This is a genomic window from Cytobacillus oceanisediminis, assembly GCF_004366035.1.
In the GTDB taxonomy this organism is placed as follows: Bacteria; Bacillota; Bacilli; order Bacillales; family Cytobacillaceae; genus Cytobacillus; species Cytobacillus oceanisediminis_C.
Window position 1 is genome coordinate 612085 of record NZ_SOEE01000002.1, and the last position, 18598, is coordinate 630682.

Annotated in this window: 19 protein-coding genes and 1 riboswitch; of the genes, 3 read left to right on the forward strand and 16 right to left on the reverse strand. The window is 40.2% G+C overall.

Going from position 1 to position 18598, the window contains the following annotated elements; all coding sequences use genetic code 11:
• Nucleotides 1-165: 165 nt before the first annotated feature.
• From DFO72_RS07345 to DFO72_RS07355, 3 genes are all read right to left on the reverse strand, one after another.
• Nucleotides 166-1449: a Na+/H+ antiporter NhaC family protein gene (locus tag DFO72_RS07345; protein ID WP_113883917.1), complete on the reverse strand. Its 1284-nt coding sequence runs from the start codon at nucleotides 1447-1449 to the stop codon at nucleotides 166-168.
• 86 nt (nucleotides 1450-1535) lie between these two features.
• Nucleotides 1536-1640, reverse strand: a riboswitch (SAM riboswitch).
• Between the two features lie 159 nt (nucleotides 1641-1799).
• Entirely contained in the window at nucleotides 1800-2384 is a 585-nt protein-coding gene (locus DFO72_RS07350; protein WP_113883918.1) for a DUF421 domain-containing protein, read from the reverse strand.
• 117 nt (nucleotides 2385-2501) lie between these two features.
• Nucleotides 2502-2702, reverse strand: coding sequence for a cold-shock protein (locus DFO72_RS07355; RefSeq protein ID WP_009334826.1), 201 nt, complete (start codon nucleotides 2700-2702; stop codon nucleotides 2502-2504).
• A gap of 336 nt (nucleotides 2703-3038) precedes the next feature.
• Here DFO72_RS07355 and DFO72_RS07360 point away from each other — a divergent pair, with 336 nt between their 5' ends.
• On the forward strand, nucleotides 3039-3320 hold the full coding sequence (locus tag DFO72_RS07360) for a phage holin family protein (protein WP_243856087.1): 282 nt from the start codon (nucleotides 3039-3041) through the stop codon (nucleotides 3318-3320).
• Between the two features lie 48 nt (nucleotides 3321-3368).
• On the opposite strand, the gene DFO72_RS07365 is transcribed toward DFO72_RS07360, so the two are convergent.
• From DFO72_RS07365 to DFO72_RS07380, 4 genes are all read right to left on the reverse strand, one after another.
• Complete coding sequence (locus tag DFO72_RS07365; protein WP_113883920.1) at nucleotides 3369-3695, reverse strand: hypothetical protein; 327 nt, start codon at nucleotides 3693-3695, stop codon at nucleotides 3369-3371.
• Between the two features lie 128 nt (nucleotides 3696-3823).
• Complete coding sequence (locus DFO72_RS07370; protein ID WP_113883921.1) at nucleotides 3824-4576, reverse strand: SDR family oxidoreductase; 753 nt, start codon at nucleotides 4574-4576, stop codon at nucleotides 3824-3826.
• Nucleotides 4577-4931: 355 nt separating this feature from the next.
• Complete coding sequence (gene rpmG, locus DFO72_RS07375) at nucleotides 4932-5081, reverse strand: 50S ribosomal protein L33 (protein WP_113883922.1); 150 nt, start codon at nucleotides 5079-5081, stop codon at nucleotides 4932-4934.
• A complete protein-coding gene (locus tag DFO72_RS07380; protein ID WP_113883923.1) occupies nucleotides 5078-6280 on the reverse strand; it encodes a GTP-binding protein in 1203 nt (400 codons plus the stop codon). Before DFO72_RS07380 ends, rpmG begins: the two co-directional genes overlap by 4 nt.
• Before the next feature lie 296 nt (nucleotides 6281-6576).
• Here DFO72_RS07380 and DFO72_RS07385 point away from each other — a divergent pair, with 296 nt between their 5' ends.
• Together DFO72_RS07385 and DFO72_RS07390 are read left to right on the forward strand one after the other, a co-directional pair.
• Entirely contained in the window at nucleotides 6577-7569 is a 993-nt protein-coding gene (locus DFO72_RS07385) for a permease (RefSeq protein WP_113883924.1), read from the forward strand.
• A gap of 10 nt (nucleotides 7570-7579) precedes the next feature.
• Entirely contained in the window at nucleotides 7580-8554 is a 975-nt protein-coding gene (locus DFO72_RS07390; RefSeq protein ID WP_113883925.1) for a TIGR03943 family putative permease subunit, read from the forward strand.
• Nucleotides 8555-8587: 33 nt separating this feature from the next.
• Here the strand turns inward: DFO72_RS07390 and DFO72_RS07395 are convergent, their stop codons facing one another.
• The 9 genes from DFO72_RS07395 to DFO72_RS07425 form a co-directional block, all read right to left on the reverse strand.
• Complete coding sequence (locus tag DFO72_RS07395; RefSeq protein WP_113883926.1) at nucleotides 8588-10276, reverse strand: methyl-accepting chemotaxis protein; 1689 nt, start codon at nucleotides 10274-10276, stop codon at nucleotides 8588-8590.
• Nucleotides 10277-10615: 339 nt separating this feature from the next.
• Nucleotides 10616-10927: a DUF3870 domain-containing protein gene (locus tag DFO72_RS07400; RefSeq protein WP_113883927.1), complete on the reverse strand. Its 312-nt coding sequence runs from the start codon at nucleotides 10925-10927 to the stop codon at nucleotides 10616-10618.
• Between the two features lie 47 nt (nucleotides 10928-10974).
• Nucleotides 10975-12180, reverse strand: a complete 1206-nt coding sequence (locus DFO72_RS07405; protein ID WP_113884094.1) for an acyl-CoA dehydrogenase family protein — start codon at nucleotides 12178-12180, stop codon at nucleotides 10975-10977.
• A 14-nt stretch (nucleotides 12181-12194) separates the two neighbouring features.
• A complete protein-coding gene (locus DFO72_RS07410; protein ID WP_113883928.1) occupies nucleotides 12195-13382 on the reverse strand; it encodes a CaiB/BaiF CoA transferase family protein in 1188 nt (395 codons plus the stop codon).
• A gap of 322 nt (nucleotides 13383-13704) precedes the next feature.
• Nucleotides 13705-14733, reverse strand: coding sequence for a VanW family protein (locus tag DFO72_RS07415; RefSeq protein WP_113883929.1), 1029 nt, complete (start codon nucleotides 14731-14733; stop codon nucleotides 13705-13707).
• A gap of 166 nt (nucleotides 14734-14899) precedes the next feature.
• Entirely contained in the window at nucleotides 14900-15067 is a 168-nt protein-coding gene (locus DFO72_RS29350) for a hypothetical protein (RefSeq protein ID WP_166672434.1), read from the reverse strand.
• A gap of 22 nt (nucleotides 15068-15089) precedes the next feature.
• On the reverse strand, nucleotides 15090-15233 hold the full coding sequence (locus DFO72_RS29355; RefSeq protein ID WP_166672435.1) for a hypothetical protein: 144 nt from the start codon (nucleotides 15231-15233) through the stop codon (nucleotides 15090-15092).
• A gap of 117 nt (nucleotides 15234-15350) precedes the next feature.
• Nucleotides 15351-16796 carry an APC family permease gene (locus tag DFO72_RS07420; protein WP_113883930.1) on the reverse strand — a complete coding sequence of 482 codons (1446 nt, stop codon included), beginning with the start codon at nucleotides 16794-16796 and terminating at the stop codon, nucleotides 15351-15353.
• 137 nt (nucleotides 16797-16933) lie between these two features.
• Entirely contained in the window at nucleotides 16934-18322 is a 1389-nt protein-coding gene (locus DFO72_RS07425) for an aspartate aminotransferase family protein (RefSeq protein WP_113883931.1), read from the reverse strand.
• Between the last annotated feature and the right edge of the window lie 276 nt (nucleotides 18323-18598).

The window sequence follows — 18598 nt, forward strand, 5'->3', positions numbered from 1 at the left end:
TTTCCTTGCCTGAGATTCTTTCTGCAATGTTACCATTATACCAAATCAAAAAACGGCAGAGGCTAAGCAAAATTTAACAGAACATTCGTTCTAATTATATCAGAGATTTTTTCCAAAACATAGCATTGTTCGAAAAGAAAAAGAGCCCAGCATAGGCTCTTTCATCTATTGCTTTTTTAGTTTAGGGAAGTTGATCAAAATGGCAATAATACCACAAATGCCTATTAATATCGGATAAAAGGAATATGCCATAATGCTCACCGGCGAAATGGCAGCAAGTCCGGATGCAGCCAGCATCTGTGCTCCATATGGGATAGTCCCTTGTACAAAACAGGCAAATATATCAAGAATACTTGCTGATTTACGCGGGTCAATCTCATATTGATCTGCAATTTTTTTGGCAAGCGGCCCCGCAATAATAATGGCAATTGTGTTATTGGCTGTAGATAAATTTGTCAGGGATACAAGTGACGCAATACCAAATTCAGCTCCCTTGCGGGATTTTATTTTGCTTGTAGCCATGTGAAGCAAGTAATCAATTCCGCCATTAAATCGGATGATCTCAACCAATCCGCCAATGAGGATGGCGATTATCGCAAGGTTCTGCATACCAGCCATTCCCTCAGCAATCATTTGCAGGAATGAAACAAAAGTATAGCTGCCGTCTGCAATTCCGATCAGGCCAGCAAGAAGGATACCCCCGCTAAGCACAAGAATAACATTCATGCCAAGCAAAGCAGCAGCCAATACGCCAAGATAAGGGACTACTTTCAAAAAGCTGTAATCCCCGCTGGTTACCACGCTTTCCTGACCTGCTGTTAAAATCCCTAGAATCAAAGCTGTAAGCAAAGCAGCAGGCAGGACGATTAAGAAATTCACACGGAATTTATCCGTCATTCTCGTTCCTTGAGTCCTGACAGCAGCAATGGTCGTATCTGAAATGACGGAAAGATTATCCCCAAACATGGCACCCCCTATTATTGCTGCAATCGCCAATGCTGTAGAAACATCTGTCTCCGCTGAAAGGGCTACACCAATTGGAGCAAGAGCTACAATTGTTCCCATGGATGTTCCCATCGATAACGAAATAAAGCATGCAATGATAAAAATTCCGACCATAAGCAGATTCTGCGGGATAAAAGAGAGTGCAAGGTTCACCGTCGAATCAACTGCCCCCATTCCCTTAGCCGTACCAGAAAAAGCCCCTGCCAGGATAAAAATGATGGACATTAATATGATATCAGGATGTCCGGCCCCTTTCGTGAATATCTCTACTTTTTCCATGAATGGCTTTTTTCTGTTCATTGCCAGTGCTATTCCGGCTGTAGCGGAAACAATGACAATGATTGGAATACTATTAAAATCTCCTGTTGCAATGCCGCTTCCTATAAAAATTAGAAGGAAAGCCAAAAGCGGCAATAATGCCCAGGGATTCCCCTTGTTTTTCATAAAAAAATCTCCTCTCCGAATGGAATTTCCTGCAAAATAAAAAGACCTCTTCAAGCAAGAAGAGATCTAACAAATCAATCGTTCTCTTCTTATCTGCCAAGCACCTCTGCTTGCTGGATTTGGCACAGCGCTCTATAGAGCCCGCTGCCGAGACATCTTAGGGCCAGTCCCTCAGTCTCTCTTGATAAGCGATTCATATGAAATTATTCTGAAATAACTCACGTTTGAAAATTATACAGGAAACTCGCGAAACTTCAAGCACTTTTTTGTTATGGACTAAGAATCTGAATAATACTTTAAAGAGTGAAAATAGAGATTGGGGTTAAAAAAAGCCGCAATGCGGCTTAAAACTAGTGCAGATCTTTGGGATTTGGCGGGGTATGGCCCTTTTTCAGCTCCTGAAAGATATCCTCTGATGCTTGAGGTGCAAGCTGAACAGGCGACTGCAAAATCATTTCTCCCATCAGCCTTTTAAATTCTCCAACAGTCAAAGGCTTGGCATCATTCATTAACTCATACCCAAGCTGTCCATTCGGTTCAAGAGTGGCCATTTTGACATCTGAAATTTTTGTGATTCCGCTGGTTCTGAGCCTCATTTCCAGCTGATCAGCTGTAAAGCGCAATTTCCTCATATTTGCTGTTTTTAGTTTTCCATTCTCAATCACAATTTTAGATTTGCCCGTTATAAATTTTTCAATAAAATTAAACTTAACCTGAAGATATTCCATTAATATTAATGATCCAACTAAGATAGCTGCTGCAGCAATCGTTTTCCAAACACTAGTCTCAACGATCGGCTGAATAATGATGGTACCTATTGAAATCATCACAACTGTTTGGGCTAGTGTCATTTGTGAGATGGATTTTCTTCCGGCCACACGCAAAAGCAGCACCCCTGAAAAAATTAAAAGGACTGATTCCCATATAAAGTTCATCCTATAGCCACCTCCCTTTTTCTCATAGGTTATGGCATAGCAGGTACTTATATACAATCGGTAATAAATAAAACAGCCTGACCATGTGGCCAGGCTGTTTTTGTATGGGTCTGTCGATTATAGTTTAGTTACGTTAGCTGCTTGAGGTCCGCGTGCACCTTCAACAACTTCGAAAGATACTTCTTGGCCTTCTTCTAAAGATTTGAAACCTTCAGATTGGATAGCAGAGTAATGTACGAATACGTCGTTTCCGTCTTCACCTTCGATGAATCCGAAACCTTTTTCAGCATTGAACCATTTTACTTTACCGTTTTTCATGAAAAAAATCCTCCTATTGGCTAGAAAAAGCCATGTGTAAATTCACCATATACACGCTTATAACTTTACATTCATTACTCATCCAGACCATTGCCTAACGGTTGAAAAAGCAGCTAGCAAAATATAACACGATGCATAACGGCTGATTCAAATTTAGCACTTATAGGAAGGAATGTCAACTATACCACCCGTTTACAGGAGTAATTTTCAAACTATTTCGCCTTCTTTAGCTTCCAATATGTGTAAATCTATTATGTTAATATATACCATTTTAGAGACAAGCAGACAAACAAATTATATGATGCATTCATAAAATATAGAAAACAGGATCAGGAGGTGAGTGGATTGAACTTACTGGATTTTTTAAACCAGAATTATTACATGCTGGTCCCGGCCCTATGGGTAATTGGGTATGCATTAAAACAAACACCAAAAATTCCTGATTGGTCAATCTTATGGATTCTTGTAATTATTTCTGTTTCCGCAGGCAGCCTTGCATTTGGCTTTTCTTTTGAAGGGCTCCTTAACGGAATCGTTGCAGCAGGCGTTGCGGTGCTCGGGCATCAAATGATGAAACAGACTATAGAAGGTGCATACAGCAATAAAAGAAATAGGTGATATCAAAAAAGGTTCATCCCAATTGGGATGAACCTTTTATTTACTCTATTATTTTAAGCCCGCCAGGACATTTACAATATCTTCTCCAGTCATTTCCTGTGCTTTTGCAAAACTGTATACATGATTCGATGCCCAGTAATCATAAAGCCTGGCAAGATCATTTCGGTCATATACTTTATTGGCAAACGTGCTAAAAAAATAAACGATCAGGACATTTACGACATTTGCCGGCAGCTGTTTTCTGTTTGCAAGCGTGCCCAAAGTTATTTTTTCCAATCCTCTAATATTACCGCCTGTTAAGTATTCAACCATCTCAAGCGGGGAAGAAGTTTCACACTTTTGCACAAAATCAGGGTCATTTAATAAATTTAACATAGGTCTCTCCCCTCTATAACTTCTATTTATACACATTTGGAGGAGATCAATAAACCCTTTTGGGTATTTTGTATCGAAAATGATATAAATAGCTGAGATTTGTTAAATAAATGTCACTTGCTCTTAGGTTAACCGCGAATGAACCCTCCCTCGGAATGAATCACCTGTCCTGTTATCCACTTTGACTCTTCACTTGCCAGAAATGCTGCAAGATTGGCTGAGTCTTCAGGCTGGCCGATTCTGCCGGCTGGAAATTTAGGCAAAAGGTGACTTCTAATGCTTTCATCCATCCATGTAGAATCAGTGGGACCAGGGTTAATCGCATTGACGGTTATTCCTAAATGAGCAATTTCTGCTGACAGAGATCTGGTAAATGCCGTGATGGCTGCTTTAGTAGAAGCATAGGCCAATTCACCGGGCATTGGCCCCAGTTCTTGTCCGGAAGTCATATTAATGATTCGTCCGTAAGGCAAATTCCAATCCGGAAATCTTTTGGCGAATTCTGTGCATAGAAGAAATACGGCTCTCATATTAACCGCATAGTGTGCGTCCAGTGTTTTTGCATTAAGTTCCAGATATCCATCTCTTGTTGAATGAGCTGCATTATTAACAAGTATCATCGGCTTTCCAACTGTCAAAGCAGCAGATTCAAGCACCTTTTCTGCTGATTGAACATCTGATAAGTCTTCTTCAAGACCTTTGCATGCAACCCCGATTTCCGATATCTCCTTGCTGAATACTTTTTCCCAATGGGGCTCGGCATCCCAATAAGTAAAGAATATGTTAAAATTTCGGATAGCCAGCTTTCGGCAAATAGCAGCACCTATGCCTTTATGGCTGCTGACACCTGTAACAATAACGGTCTTATTCTGTTGATTCATTCAGCTTTCCCTCCAATTTGGGCCTGCTGCGACTAGCCAGGAGATAAAGATTCCAATAAAAAAGCAGATACACAACAAGGTATCTGCCAGCTTATGGTTTGAGATTCCACAGCAAGGCATTCCTCGTTTTCATCATTTTTAAAAATAGAGAGGCCTTTGCAACATAATGAGAAAGCTGCCCTATTTTAGCTTAAAATGATTACAAGTTCTGCCACATTATAGAATCTCAATTCCCCTTCCGTATATCTCCTAATTTGAGCATATCTGCAAGAACGGGAAAAAGCAACAAAATTTTTCAGATTGCTCTGTTAGTTTACGTCAGCATTCATCCAGACATTAAAAGAGAACGATTACGTTATTTTGTTTCCCTGTGCAGGGTGTGTTTTTTTAGCTTTGGAGAGTATTTCATTAATTCAATTCTATCAGGATTATTTCTTTTATTTTTAGTTGTAATATAGTTGCGATCCCCTGTTTCAGTGCATGCCAAAGTAATTTTCACTCTCATATGATTTCCTCCATTATAGCAGAATTAAAAGCTGGCAGCCTGTCAGCCAGCATGCTCCAGTCTGAACTCATTTCTTTGTCGGTTAGTAAACACCTATCCAGACTTAATGCAATTTCTTCTTGTTTCATATCCATGCCAATGAAAACAAGCTCTGTCATTCTGTCTCCAAATTCCTTATCCCATTTATCAAGCAGTTCTGATTCATTTTTTAACATTTCGTTTATTTCCACTTCTGGAAGAGCTGCTATCCATTCCCCAGCACCTTGCAGTGTTATGGATGACCCTGCCTGAGACAGGAGCCCAGCCATGTCATTTCGGGAAGCCAGCCAGAAAAAGCCTTTGGCTCTCACAATATCTGCAGGGAAATCCTCTAGCCATTGCATGAATCTTTCTGGATGGAACGGCCTTTTCCTTCTATATACAAAGGATGAAATTCCATATTCTTCAGTTTCCGGCGTATGTTCCTCATTAAGCTCCTTAATCCAGCCTGCTCCCTGGCTCGCCGTTTCAAAATCAAAAAGGCTAGTATTAAGGATCTCTTCCGGTTCAATCCCTGAATTTACGGCTTTAATAATTTTCGCTTCAGGATTTAACTTTTCTAATACAGCCTTAAGTTCATCAGCCCTTTCCGGATCAACCAAATCCATTTTGTTCAGCACCAGGACATTCGCAAATTCTATTTGGTCAATTAATAGGTCAACAACTTCCCTGACGTCACTTTCATCTGTGCCCTGTTTGCGGTCCAGAAGAGTTTCTCCGGATGCAAAGTCATGCCAAAAACGATTTGCATCTACAACTGTAACCATGGTGTCAAGCCTGCACCTTCTTGAAAGATTAATTCCCAAACTTTCATCGATATAAGTAAAAGTCTGGGCAACCGGAATAGGTTCTGATATTCCTGAGGATTCAATCAGGATATAATCAATATCCCCATCTTTAACCAGCCTTTCGACTTCTATCATTAAGTCTTCTCTCAGAGTACAGCAGATGCAGCCGTTTTGAAGCTCTACCAGTTTTTCATCGGCCCTGGAAAAACCGCCTTTTTTTACCATGGATGCGTCTATATTGATTTCACTCATATCATTTACAATCACTGCAATTTTCTGATTGCTGCGATTATGTAAAATGTGGTTGAGCAGAGTGGTCTTTCCTGCTCCTAAATAGCCGCTCAGTACGGTGACGGGTATCTTCTGTGTCATGATTTTCTCCTTTTCAATATAAATAGTACTCATTCCGATTTACAGCAGATTAGTCCCCACTAATCCGATTAGATATAGTGCTGGCTCGAAAATATTGGCGGGTTTTTATCAAATCGTAATCGTTACGTTTTAAATCATATTAAAATTTTCTATCGATTGCAAGGATAAACATTATATTTTTTTATCCTCCAATTCTCCTATCCTTTCAAAATGCTCATAATCCCATTTACAATATCATAAAATTAATATAGAGTATAAAACGAAATCATTACGATTTTAAAACGCAGGAGGATACTATGAATCGAGTTTTTCGCAGCCATATTATTGATATAACGGGCATAATTTTGATAGCCATTCTGGTATATTTAATATCTTTCAGCTCTGGCTTAGGAGTATCTTTTGATATTCCCCCTTCTCTGTTAAATTTGAATGTTATCTTTATCAGCATCCTGATAGAAGCATTGCCATTTGTCCTGATAGGTGTGCTGATTGCAGGGTTTATCCAAATTTTCATTACAGAAGATCATATAAAAAGGTGGATTCCGAAAAATAGAACAGCTGCTGTTGTAATGAGCTGTGTGGCGGGCGCCCTTTTTCCAGCGTGTGAATGCGGAATTGTCCCTATCATACGCCGTCTTATGTCCAAGGGTGTTCCAGTATATGCAGCGATTGGTTTTATGCTGACTGGGCCCTTGATTAATCCCATCGTCATTGCTTCTACATACATGGCTTTTGGAAACGATTTTGAAATAGCGGGCTTACGAATGGGACTGGGATTTCTAATTGCCATTATAGTTGCCTTTAGTGTGAGCATCTTCTTTAAGTCCGGGCAATTGAAGAAAACTCTCCATTTACCCCACAGCAGTGAAAACAATCGTTCTTTCCTGGATCGGATTTGGTCGATGCTGACTCATTCAATCGATGAATTTTTTGACATGGCCAAATATTTAATAATTGGTGCTTTATTAGCTTCCATTGTACAAGTCTATATGCCGGCAAAAACATTTTTGCAAAATGCTGATAATCCGGTAGTATCTTTGCTGATCATGATGGGCTTTGCTTATATTTTGTCACTATGCTCAGAGGCCGACGCTTTTATTGGTGCCTCATTCAGCAGCATATTTCCTAAGTCTTCCGTACTCGGATTCCTCATCTTTGGTCCCATGATCGATTTTAAAAATACCATCATGATGCTTAGTGTGTTTCGGATGAAGTTTGTTCTTGGGGTATTAGCGCTGACTGCTTCCGTTGTCTTTTTCACGCTGCTTCTTGTACAGAATTTCATTTAGGAGGATTGCTATGAAAATCCATTTTCAGCAGGCATTAAGGGCGCTTATTCTATTGGCTTTTTGCGGACTGATTTTTCAGCTTCATTATACAGGTGACATAACCAAATATATTAATCCGAAGTATGTCCGCTTAAGTCAATCCGCTTCCATACTGTTTTTATTTTTATTTTTTATTCAGATTACCAGGATTTGGACTTCCACAAAAGAAGAAGTGGATCACGAACATCATCACGGCGAGGATTGCTGCCACCATGACGATCATAACTGTTCTCATCATCATGACCATGGTGATACACCGTTTACAGGTAAAAAGCTGCTGTCCTATTCCATTATATTATTTCCGCTATTAACAGGATTCTTATTGCCTGCAAAGACTCTTGATGCTTCAATTGCTGAAAAAAAAGGCGGGCTGGCCATACTTGGTAATCAAAAAAAAGAGGTGAATACATCGGCAGGTTCTGAGCAATCAGACTTTGACCTTGAAGACTATTCTTTTGAAGAAGAGCTGGAAGAAGCCGAGGAGCTGGAGCATGACCTATCTGTAAATGAAGAAGTAGAGGAAATATCCAATGAAGAATTTGAGCAATTAAAAAAGGACCTGTATTCGTCTCCTGCTATTAAGATGGATGATAAAGTTTTTAGCTTGTATTATGAGGAAATCGGTAAGGATATTGATAAATTCATTGGCAGGGAAATTGAATTTCAGGGATTTATATATAAAGAAGAAGGACTTGCTTCCAATCAGCTTGTCATTTCCAGGTTTTTGATTACGCATTGTGTAGCAGATGCAAGTATGATTGGCTTTCTTTCAGAAATGGAGGAAGCTCCGAAACTCTATGATAATATGTGGGTCAAGGTTAGCGGAGTAATAGACAAGGCAGTCTATAATGGAACAGAGCTTCCTTTGATTAAAATTAAGGATTGGAAAGAAATTGAGGAGCCGTTTATTCCATATCTGTATCCATTAACCATTAAAATCTTATAGTGTAAAGTAAAAGGGACTCAGGCTGAGTCCCTTTTATAATTTAAATCTCGACACAACTTCCTGCAATTCTTCAGCAAGCTTTGCAAGTGACCCGGCTGATGATGATACTTCTTCCATTGTGGCAAGCTGTTCCTCTGTTGCTGCAGAAGTTTCCTGTGAAGCTGCTGCATTTTTTTCTGAAATATCCTGCACATTTGTCATGACATCAATGATCTGGCTGGTTAAGGCCGTCAGTTCCTCAACTGAGGATGAAACTTCCTCGACTTTATATGTTACATCGCCCATTGAATGGGCAATTTCGGCAAAAGCCGCACTTGCTTCCATCGTATCTTCAAGGCCCTCTTTCACCTGTTCATTCCCTTTCTCCATTGCCTGAACGGCCTGCTTTGTTTCTTCCTGAACAAGACCAATCATTTGCTGGATCTGAACAGCAGATTGTTTGGAACCCTCTGCCAGTTTGCGGACTTCATCGGCTACAACCGAAAATCCCCTGCCATGCTCACCAGCCCTTGCAGCTTCAATGGCTGCATTGAGTGCAAGCAAATTGGTCTGCTCGGCGATAGTGGTAATCAGCTCCATGATATTGCTGATTTCTTTTGATCGGGATTCGAGCGTATAAATATACTGTGTGGCATCACCTACTGAAGTATTTATTTCATTCATCTGCCTTACAACATTTCCGACCGATTTAGTGCCTTTTTTAGTTAAATAATCAGTTTTTTCTGCTGCTTCAAGCATCAGCTCGCTGCTTGAAGAAATCTGCTGCATTCCGGAAGCAATCTCCTCCATTGAAGAAGATACCTCTCTAAAACGGTAAAGCTGCTGTTCGGTGCCAAGGGCATTTTTTTGTGAAATAGCTGCAACCTGTTCAGAAGCCAATGAACTTTCCTCTGCACTCGCAGCCAGTTCCTCACTGCTTGATGCAACTTGTTCTGAAGTGTTTCTTACCTGGCTGACAACAGATCTTAAATCTTTTACCATCTTATTTAAAGATAAAATAAACGCTCCTATTTCATCCCTGTTTTTTACTTTAATGGAGCTCTGGCTTAAATCCCCTCCAGCCACCTTGTCTATCGTAGCTGCAGCCAGATTTATCGGCCTTGAGATCATTCTGCTTATAAAATATGCGATCGCCATCGCAGCCAGAATGGCTGCAATCGTAATGATAAAAGTAATGACCTGAGCAGATTTTACGCTGGATACTGTTTCATTTATCCCAGCATCTAATTGGGTTTCATAAAATTTTACAAGTTCATCCGCTTTTTTGTTAAAATCCTGGCTGACCTGTTTATCGGAGGTTTCAACTAATGACATGTATGCATTATTATCTTCCAGCTTAAACTTAATTTCTTTATCAATAATGCTCTGGTAGCGATCATGGAGCACTTTCAGCTCTTTCGCCAACTCCTTTTCTTCATTATTGGCGGTTAATTTATTCAGTTCATTAATATGATGTTCCATTCTCTTGCGGGAACTTTCATAGTCACTGAGATATGTAGAGTCGCCTGTCAGGAGATAGCCTCGGATTCCCCCTGCTTCATTCATAAGCTCTGCCTTCAGTGTTTTTACAAGCATCACCTCAGAGACATTTTCATCTAGTAAGCTTTGATAATTTCTGTTAACGTTACCTAGTTCATAATTCGATAAACCGGCAACAAGACCAAATAATAAAAGAACAGACAAAAACCCGAGGAACAGTTTTTTTGCCACAGATAATTTCATGACTTTTCCTCTTTTCCGGATAAAATAGGATATTCTACTTATAATTTAACATGAACACACCTGGTAAGTCAGGTGCTTTTTTCCTATTGGCTCATATATTTACAGAAAATTCTCTTCCTTTCGCAATTATTTGCACAAAAACAAAGAAAATGCCGCTAATCCGGCTGGCAGATTAGCGGCGACTATGCAGACCAAAGATCCTTAGGGAGGAGATCTTCTATATTATTGTATTAAGAGGGACTGAAAAGGTGTGGACAAACCCCTCCGCTTTTTGCTTATTTTTTTAACTAAAAGAGCCCAAACACTTCTAAAGCCTTTATCTGAGATTCTCCTGACTATTTATTTAGCCAAAGCAAGCTCATATTGGAGATATACATCTTTAAGAGCTGCTTGAATCGCTTGTCCGGCTTTCCCGCGATAATGGTGCTGAACCTTTTCTATTAGTTCTTCAACCCCTTCACCCAAACAATAGCCTCTAAGCAGCTGGCGAATATATTCACGGCCATGCTCAGTGGCGAGTGTACATGATGAATCAACTATCACACCATATTTAAAGTCCAGTTCCAATGTAATAGTAATAGAGTCATATAGGTTTCTCGCAGCCATTCCCTGCGGAAGTTTGGCATGCCCGGCAATAAAATATGTGTTCATCCTTTTCCTCCCTTTTGTCACTATGGGGTGTGTGCCGATTCCCTTACTTAATGTACTGATACTTCTTCAAAAGGCCAAGCTGGCAGCTGCCTTCGAAGCGGCTTATCCTCCCTGTATCCCAGAGCATATTCTCCTTGCATAATGGTGTGAATTTCTCTTGTTCCTTCGTAAATCACCGGAGCTTTTGAGTTTCTTAAAAAGCGCTCAACCGGATATTGATCCGAATAGCCATATGCACCGTGGATTTGAACAGCATCATTGGCAGCTTCGAAGGCTGCATTGCATGCTATCCATTTCGCAAGGGACGTTTCTTTTGTATTCCTTTTCCCCTGATTTTTTAGCCAGCCTGCTTTAAACACAAGCAATCTGGAAATCTCCAGATTAGCACTCATTTTTGCAATCATCTGCTGAACAAGCTGATGCCTGCCAATTTCCTTACCAAAAGTTTTGCGTTCATGGCAATACTTTAGACTTGCTTCCAGACTGGCTTCAATTAAGCCAACTGCCCCTGCTGCTACAGTAAATCGGCCATTATCTAATGCTGACATGGCAATTTTAAAGCCTTCTCCTTCTTCACCTAGCCTATTTGATACAGGCACTCTTACATCAGACAAAAATACCTCGCCTGTGTTGCCTGCCCTTATTCCCAGCTTTCCTTTAATTGCCTTCGTTTCCACACCTGGGAAGTTTCGCTCAACTATAAATGCAGAAATTCCCTTGTGCCCAATATCATGTTCCGTTTTAGCAAAAATGAGGAAATTATCCGCTGCATCACAGAGTGAAATCCACGTTTTTGATCCGTTTAGAATATAAGAGTCTCCATCCCGAATGGCAGTTGAATTCATTGCAGCTACATCCGACCCTGCGTTAGGTTCGGTTAAGCCAAATGCTCCTACCTGTTTGCCTTGCGCTTGCGGCACTAAATACTTCTGTTTTTGCTCCTCTGCTCCCCATTGCAGCAATGTCATACTATTTAAACCTGTATGGACAGATACCGCAGTACGGTAGGCAGTATCTCCACGCTCCAGCTCTTCACAAACAATTGCCAAAGTGTTGTAATCCATCCCTGCACCGCCATATTCCTCAGGTATGCAAACACCCATTAATTGCAATTCAGCTAATTTTTTTAGTATTGAAGGTTCAAAATGACCTTGTCGGTCCCACTCCTGAATATTCGGGATAATTTCCTTGTCTACAAACCTTTTCACTAATTTTTTCACACTTTGCTGTTCATCTGTTAATTCGAAGTTCATCATTTCAATTCCTCCTATATAATTTGATTTTTTCTAAACCTGTCAATTTGGTCGGGATGGTAACCGAGCTGCTCCAAAATAGTCTCTGTATGCTCACCAAACATGGGAGGATGATGCCTCATTTTTACAGGTGATTTAGAGAGCTTGATCGGTGAACCGGTAAGTCTAAGAGTTTCAATAGAAGGATGATCCATTTCTACTATCATTTCTCTGGAACTTATCTGCTGATCATCAAACATGTCTTGAACAGTATTGATTGGACCGTTGGGAATCCCCGCTTTATCCAAAATGCCTTTCCACTCCTTTTTAGTTTTTTTTGCGAGCAGTTCTTCAAGTATTGGAATAAGCTTCGATTTATTCTCCAAGCGGTTCTCATTATGGATAAACTCTTTCATTTCAGATAAATCCTGTCTGCCCAAAGCAGCTGAAAATCGCTTGAATTGCTCATCATTCCCTACTGCTACAACCATTTCACCATCTTTTGCAGAAAATACCTGATATGGAACTATATTTGGATGCTGATTCCCTAAACGTTCTGGGACAATTCCACTGGACAAATAATTACTTGCAACATTAATTAGTGAAGCAACCTGACAATCCATTAAGGAAATATCGATTTCCTGACCTTCCCCTGTTTTATTCCGATGCTGGAGAGAAGATAAAATGCCAATGCATGTATACAGGCCAGTTAGTACATCCGCAATTGCAACACCAACCTTCATAGGGGTCCCATCCGGCTCACCAGTAATGCTCATTAGTCCGCTCATCGCCTGAATAATATAGTCATATCCTGGCAAGTCCTTATATGGTCCAGTTGAACCAAATCCAGTAATAGAAGCCATAATTAAAGAAGGGTTAATCTCTTTCAAACTTTCGTAGCCCAAATCCATTTTTTTCAGCGTTCCAGCTTTGAAATTTTGAACAACTACGTCACCTGTTGAAACAAGTTTCCTGAAAATTTCTTTCCCCTCTTCAGCTTTTAGGTTTAATGAAATGCTCTGCTTATTGCGATTGGCACATAAATAATAAGCACTTTCTCCATTTAAAAAAGGCGGGCCCCAGCCTCTCGTTTCATCTCCGGTTTTATAATGTTCGATTTTAATCACGTCTGCTCCTAAATCACCCAGAATCATGGAGCAAAAAGGACCGGCAAGCACCCTTGATACATCGATTATGCGGATTCCCTCTAAAGCACCCTTCACTTTTTCACCTCTTTCAAACGATTTAAGAAAACAAAAAGAGTCAGCAAAACATACAATGCCCTTACACATTGAACGTTTTACTGACTCTTATTCATGGCTCGTCTTCCGGCAAGGAAGATCAAGTGAAAAAAGTCAATGTCTTGTATTATGATTCATTCATAAAATTTCAAGCCGTACGTGCAGCATGGTTATTGCTGTCAGCGGTTTGTTAAAATTATTATAATTCATTTGATTGAATTTTACAACAATTTAAAATAAAAATTGCCAGGCACCTATACCAGTTCAAATGGTATAGGTCAAATGGCATAGGCGCCCGCATTAGCTAAACGGCTTTCTTTAGCATTCCCTCGTACTTTTTTGCAGTTCTTATTTCGATCGTTAAAACACCATTTCCAAAGTTAGCTTTCACTAGAAGAGGGATACCGGTTGTGTTTTCAAATCTGAAGTCTTTGCCGCCATAGGATACTGTTGCATCCCTGCCCTTAGGGACATATCCCACCGTTACAGAATGGTGGTGTTTTTCCACATAGCTGACCCCGACTTTATCTACGGCGTTGAAAAGGGTGGAGGATGTTTGGCAAATACCGCCTCCAATGCCCATAACAAGCTTGCCATTAATGGCTTCTTCGGCAGGCTGATATCCATGCGCTTCATCACTGGGACCCACTGTTGTATTAAAAGAAAAATGATCTCCGTCACCGAGGATGATATTATTGATGGCTTCTGCTGATAGCTCAATATTTTTTGTCCTGCCTGCCACACCGCTATTGAAATGGGTAGTATAGGACGCGACGACAACTTCGCCTAAATACGGTACATCAGCAGGGTCATAACCACTTTCGGATACATAGAGAGGCAGTTCCACATCCCCTCCGCTTACAGACGAGGCAATAATCTTATCTACTAATTCACTTTCTTCAAGGATGATTTCGGGCTGCCCTTTAATTATCTTCCCATTCGGTCCTATTTTATCAAGGGTCATCCTTTGGTCATAGCCTTGCTTAGTATCCGTACCACGCGCCATTTCTTTTGCCCATTGGGCAAGATCTGCTTTATATTTTTCATTTTCATCTCCAAATCCCATATCAGCAGGGCTGAAGGTCTTAAGCACAGCTTTTGTATTCGGATCGATAACATTAACCACAATCGGTTTTACTTCTTCCTTCTTATCCTCCTCTTTTTCCTTCTCCTCTTCCCTTGCCTCCTCTTTGGCCTTTTCGTCCTCCTTTGCCTTCTCTTCTGCTGCCTTTTTCTCCGGCTCTTTATCTCCTGCTGCTTTCCCTGAACACCCGGCTAATCCTATTAAACTGCCAATCAACAATAATAAAATTCCCCATTTTAGCTTACTCATTTATCCCCCAGCTTTTTCTTGTATTCTTCCTTTCTCTCTTTTAGGAAGTCGTTTCCATTTTCTTATTGTATTCAAGTCGGAAAAGAGGTATTCCTGCACAACAGCAGCTCAGTTTGTACCTTTTTTCCTAAATTTAAAAAACGCCTGCATTTAGCAGACGCTTTAATTATACTCCTCTACTGCTGGATGAATTTTTCCGATGGCTGGCTTCTTCTTTCGAAACAGACTCCAGCCCATACCCTGTTGAACTAATTTCAAGTGTCCCTTCTGACGGCTCACTATTAAAACTCTCACTCCCGCTTTCAGTGCGGAACGTATCATTAACTTTTTTCATAATAACCTCCTAATACTCTTTTCTAACCTTTAATCCCATGCAGCCATTCATGATAACAGCCTTTACATAAAACCTCTTCTTTTTCTTGATCAGCCACATCAAATGTAATCAAATGCATTTGCTTACCTTCAATCTCATCAGCGCAATAAAAACACTTTTCACCCATAATGGAACCTCCATAGTTGAAAGTGTTTTTATTTTGAAACAGCTGTACTTTTTTTATACTAAAAAAAGTACCAGGTACCTATACCAGTTTGCTTTAGTGGTATAGATACCTGGCCCATTAGCTGCTTTTTTCCTTTATGTCGGCTTGGTTGTCGTATGTTATGACTCGGGCTATTTCGTCATTCATATGTTTGTTGGAGTATTCTGTTCCGTATTTTGACATAGAGGTTTTATAAAAAACAAAGCCGAGGATAATCCAAGCAAATACAATGACCCATTCGTAAGGCCAGATTAGTGCTGAAGGCATTCCTGGCATATATAGAATACTAACGCCAAGAGACATAAAGACCGCAATCCAACCAATCGCGGTTCCCCCATGAAGACGGAATGGCCTGTACATATCTGGAGCCTTTTTACGCAAAATAACAAAAGAAAGTGCTACCATAAACCAAGCTACTACTAACCCCAATCCGCCTGCATCAACCAGCCAGACTAAGGCGGGCCTTCCTAACAATGGTGCAGCTGATGATAAAACTGCAATCAATAAAATGGCTTTATGAGGGGTATTATATTTTGGGTGAAGTTCTCCTAAAGATTTCGGAAGCATCCCTGCCCTTGCAAGTGCATAGATTGCCCTGCTTCCACCAACATAGAATCCAATCCAGCTTGTTAGAATTCCGCCTATTCCTCCGAGGACTAGGAGATTGCCCATCATTTGACTATCTCCAAAAGCTTTTGCCATTGCGTCAGCTGTAACAAGATTGGATTGAGCAATTTCAGAGGGGCTTAGTACACGCGAAACACCAAAAATTACCGCAATATACCAAACAATTGCCATAATAACAGATACAATTAATAATTTCCCAATTTGCTTCTGAGGAAGCTTTATTTCTTCTGCTGCCTGTGGAATGACATCAAACCCAACAAACATGAATGGCGTCATTATCACAACGGTTAGTATCCCAGCCATTCCTTTTTCAAATAATGGCTGCATATTTTGTGTGTTTCCCGAGATAGAACTGCCTGTTATTAATAAAATACCAGCGATTAGAATTAATAATGTCAAAATGAACATGGCAGCAGTAGAGAATTTAATTCCACGATAATTTATCCAGGCGATAAAAATAGATCCTATGATACCTACCCCTGCCCATGTTATCGTGACATCCCAATCTGCCACTGTGTATAAGTAGCCTTTACTATAATTAGGAATCAAATATTCAAAAACCGTTGGCAGTGCAACTGCTTCGAACGCAACTACTGAAACATACCCTAAAATTATTGCCCAAGTTGTAATAAAACTGGCAACCCTCCCCATGGCTTTAAAACTATAAACATGTTCCCCTCCAGCCAATGGAAGAGCCGATGCCAATTCTGCATAGGTTAGACCAACTAAAGTAACAAGCAAGCCTCCAATAACAAAGGCAAGAATAGCACCCAATGAGCCAGCTTCTGTAATCCATAGGCCTGCAGTAACAACCCAGCCCCAGCCGATCATTGCCCCAAATGCAAGAGTAAGTACATCTCGGTTTCCTAGTGTTTTTATAAACCTGTTTTCACTCATTCATTTACCTCCACTCAAATTTTGGTTGAAGAAAGTCTAAGCAAGCCCTCTATTAGTCTAAATATAAATAATTTTCTGATTTTTCACCTTTTTCTAGTGCCTACTCTAATGAATAGGCACCAGATCAATATTAACTATTAAACACTTTGTAATTTTAAACTCTTTTCAACCTCCTGAATGGCATCCGAGAAGATCGAAATCACTTTTTCAATTTCCTCTTTATTAATAATAAGCGGTGGTGAGAGGGCAATTATGTTTGTTCCTCCAAAGGTGACGGCCCTCACAATTAATCCTCGGGATAGACATTCTTCAACCAGCTTTTGGGCAGCCATTTTCTCAGGTTTAAAGGGAATTCCCTTTTCCCTATCCTCAAACAATTCAAATGCTCCAATCAAACCCTTTGCCCGTGATTTTGTCACCAGCGAATGATTCTCAGTCAAGTATTCAAAGCCTTTTTTCAGTTCTTTTTCCATCTTGCCTGCATGAGCCGGCAAATTTTCTTTTTCAATAATTTCGATATTTTTTAATGCAACTGCACAGGCAGCGGGATGACCACTATAAGTAAATCCATGGAATAAGACATCATCCGAAACTTCAGCCAGGCTGTCCCTTAAACGTTCAGTAATTGCGACCGCTCCAAGCGGAATATAACCACTCGTTATACCCTTCGCCATACACATGACATCAGGTATAACATTCCAATGATCGACTCCGAACATTTTTCCTGTTCTGCCAAAACCGCAAATAACTTCATCAGCTATCATTAAGATGCCGTATTGGTCACAAAGCTCCCTCACAGCTTCTAAATATCCATTCGGCGGGATAATCACACCGCCTGCCCCCTGAATCGGTTCAACAATAACCGCAGCAATCTTTTCGGGGCCTTCATTTTCAATAATACCCCGAATGCTTCTAGCAAAGTCCGGATCGTTCTTGTCACCCAATTCACAATTCGTTTTGTGGGCTGCAGCATGGAGAAAATCTGGCGCCAGTGAGTTTGTCATATTTTGAAATTGCTGAATTCCCGTTGCGCTTGTCGCCCCTATGGTAATTCCATGATAAGCGCGCTCTAAACCAATAATCTTCTTTTTCTGCGGCTGTCCCTTTAATTTCCAATAATGCCTTACAAGCTTAAAGGCCGTATCATTTGATTCAGATCCTCCAGAAGTATAGAAAAACACATTCAAATCGCCAGGTGTAATGTTTGCCAGCTTTTCAGACAGCCGAATAACCGATTCGTGAGAAAAATTGTTAAAAGATGAACTATAAGCAAGCTTGCCCATTTGCTCGCTCGCTGCCTCCCCAAGTTCCTTCCTGCCATGACCTACATTCACATTCCACAGTGATGCCAGCGCATCAATATAGCGACCCCCATTTACATCGGTTAAGTAAACCCCTTTCCCCTCTGTAAAAATCCGTTTCGGCCCGCTCTCCTGATGCTGTCTTAATGAAGATGTTGGATGCAAATAATGCTTTTTATCCAGCTCTAAAAGATTCTTGATTTGATCTTTATTATACGTAGCCATTCCGATTACCTCCTTATTATGATGAATAATATAAAAGTTACTTAAAAAAGTAGTCTGCAAATTTTATGCCAAAAATCTATTACTGCTAGATAAAGAAACCATGAGCTTCAGCTGAGAGTTTAATGATTTTGTGCATTAATAATAATGCATTTACGCATTAATATCATCATTATTATTTACTATTCTAAATATTAAGAATTGTTGATGCCTACTTAGTATGCTATTATTTCATTACCAGCCTTTATTACCTCAATTTATTAAAAAATGCGGGTGAAT

Coding starts and splice junctions, on each gene's coding strand:
- DFO72_RS07355 (WP_009334826.1), bottom strand. CDS start 2,702: ATGAAAAACGGTAAAGTAAAATGGTTCAATGCTGAAAAAGGTTTCGGA.
- DFO72_RS07405 (WP_113884094.1), bottom strand. CDS start 12,180: ATGAACTTCGAATTAACAGATGAACAGCAAAGTGTGAAAAAATTAGTG.
- DFO72_RS07380 (WP_113883923.1), bottom strand. CDS start 6,280: ATGACACAGAAGATACCCGTCACCGTACTGAGCGGCTATTTAGGAGCA.
- DFO72_RS07345 (WP_113883917.1), bottom strand. CDS start 1,449: ATGAAAAACAAGGGGAATCCCTGGGCATTATTGCCGCTTTTGGCTTTC.
- DFO72_RS07390 (WP_113883925.1), top strand. CDS start 7,580: ATGAAAATCCATTTTCAGCAGGCATTAAGGGCGCTTATTCTATTGGCT.
- DFO72_RS07350 (WP_113883918.1), bottom strand. CDS start 2,384: ATGAACTTTATATGGGAATCAGTCCTTTTAATTTTTTCAGGGGTGCTG.
- DFO72_RS07385 (WP_113883924.1), top strand. CDS start 6,577: ATGAATCGAGTTTTTCGCAGCCATATTATTGATATAACGGGCATAATT.
- DFO72_RS07370 (WP_113883921.1), bottom strand. CDS start 4,576: ATGAATCAACAGAATAAGACCGTTATTGTTACAGGTGTCAGCAGCCAT.
- DFO72_RS07395 (WP_113883926.1), bottom strand. CDS start 10,276: ATGAAATTATCTGTGGCAAAAAAACTGTTCCTCGGGTTTTTGTCTGTT.
- DFO72_RS07415 (WP_113883929.1), bottom strand. CDS start 14,733: ATGAGTAAGCTAAAATGGGGAATTTTATTATTGTTGATTGGCAGTTTA.
- rpmG (WP_113883922.1), bottom strand. CDS start 5,081: ATGAGAGTGAAAATTACTTTGGCATGCACTGAAACAGGGGATCGCAAC.
- DFO72_RS29355 (WP_166672435.1), bottom strand. CDS start 15,233: ATGGGTGAAAAGTGTTTTTATTGCGCTGATGAGATTGAAGGTAAGCAA.
- DFO72_RS07420 (WP_113883930.1), bottom strand. CDS start 16,796: ATGAGTGAAAACAGGTTTATAAAAACACTAGGAAACCGAGATGTACTT.
- DFO72_RS07400 (WP_113883927.1), bottom strand. CDS start 10,927: ATGAACACATATTTTATTGCCGGGCATGCCAAACTTCCGCAGGGAATG.
- DFO72_RS07425 (WP_113883931.1), bottom strand. CDS start 18,322: ATGGCTACGTATAATAAAGATCAAATCAAGAATCTTTTAGAGCTGGAT.
- DFO72_RS29350 (WP_166672434.1), bottom strand. CDS start 15,067: ATGAAAAAAGTTAATGATACGTTCCGCACTGAAAGCGGGAGTGAGAGT.
- DFO72_RS07365 (WP_113883920.1), bottom strand. CDS start 3,695: ATGTTAAATTTATTAAATGACCCTGATTTTGTGCAAAAGTGTGAAACT.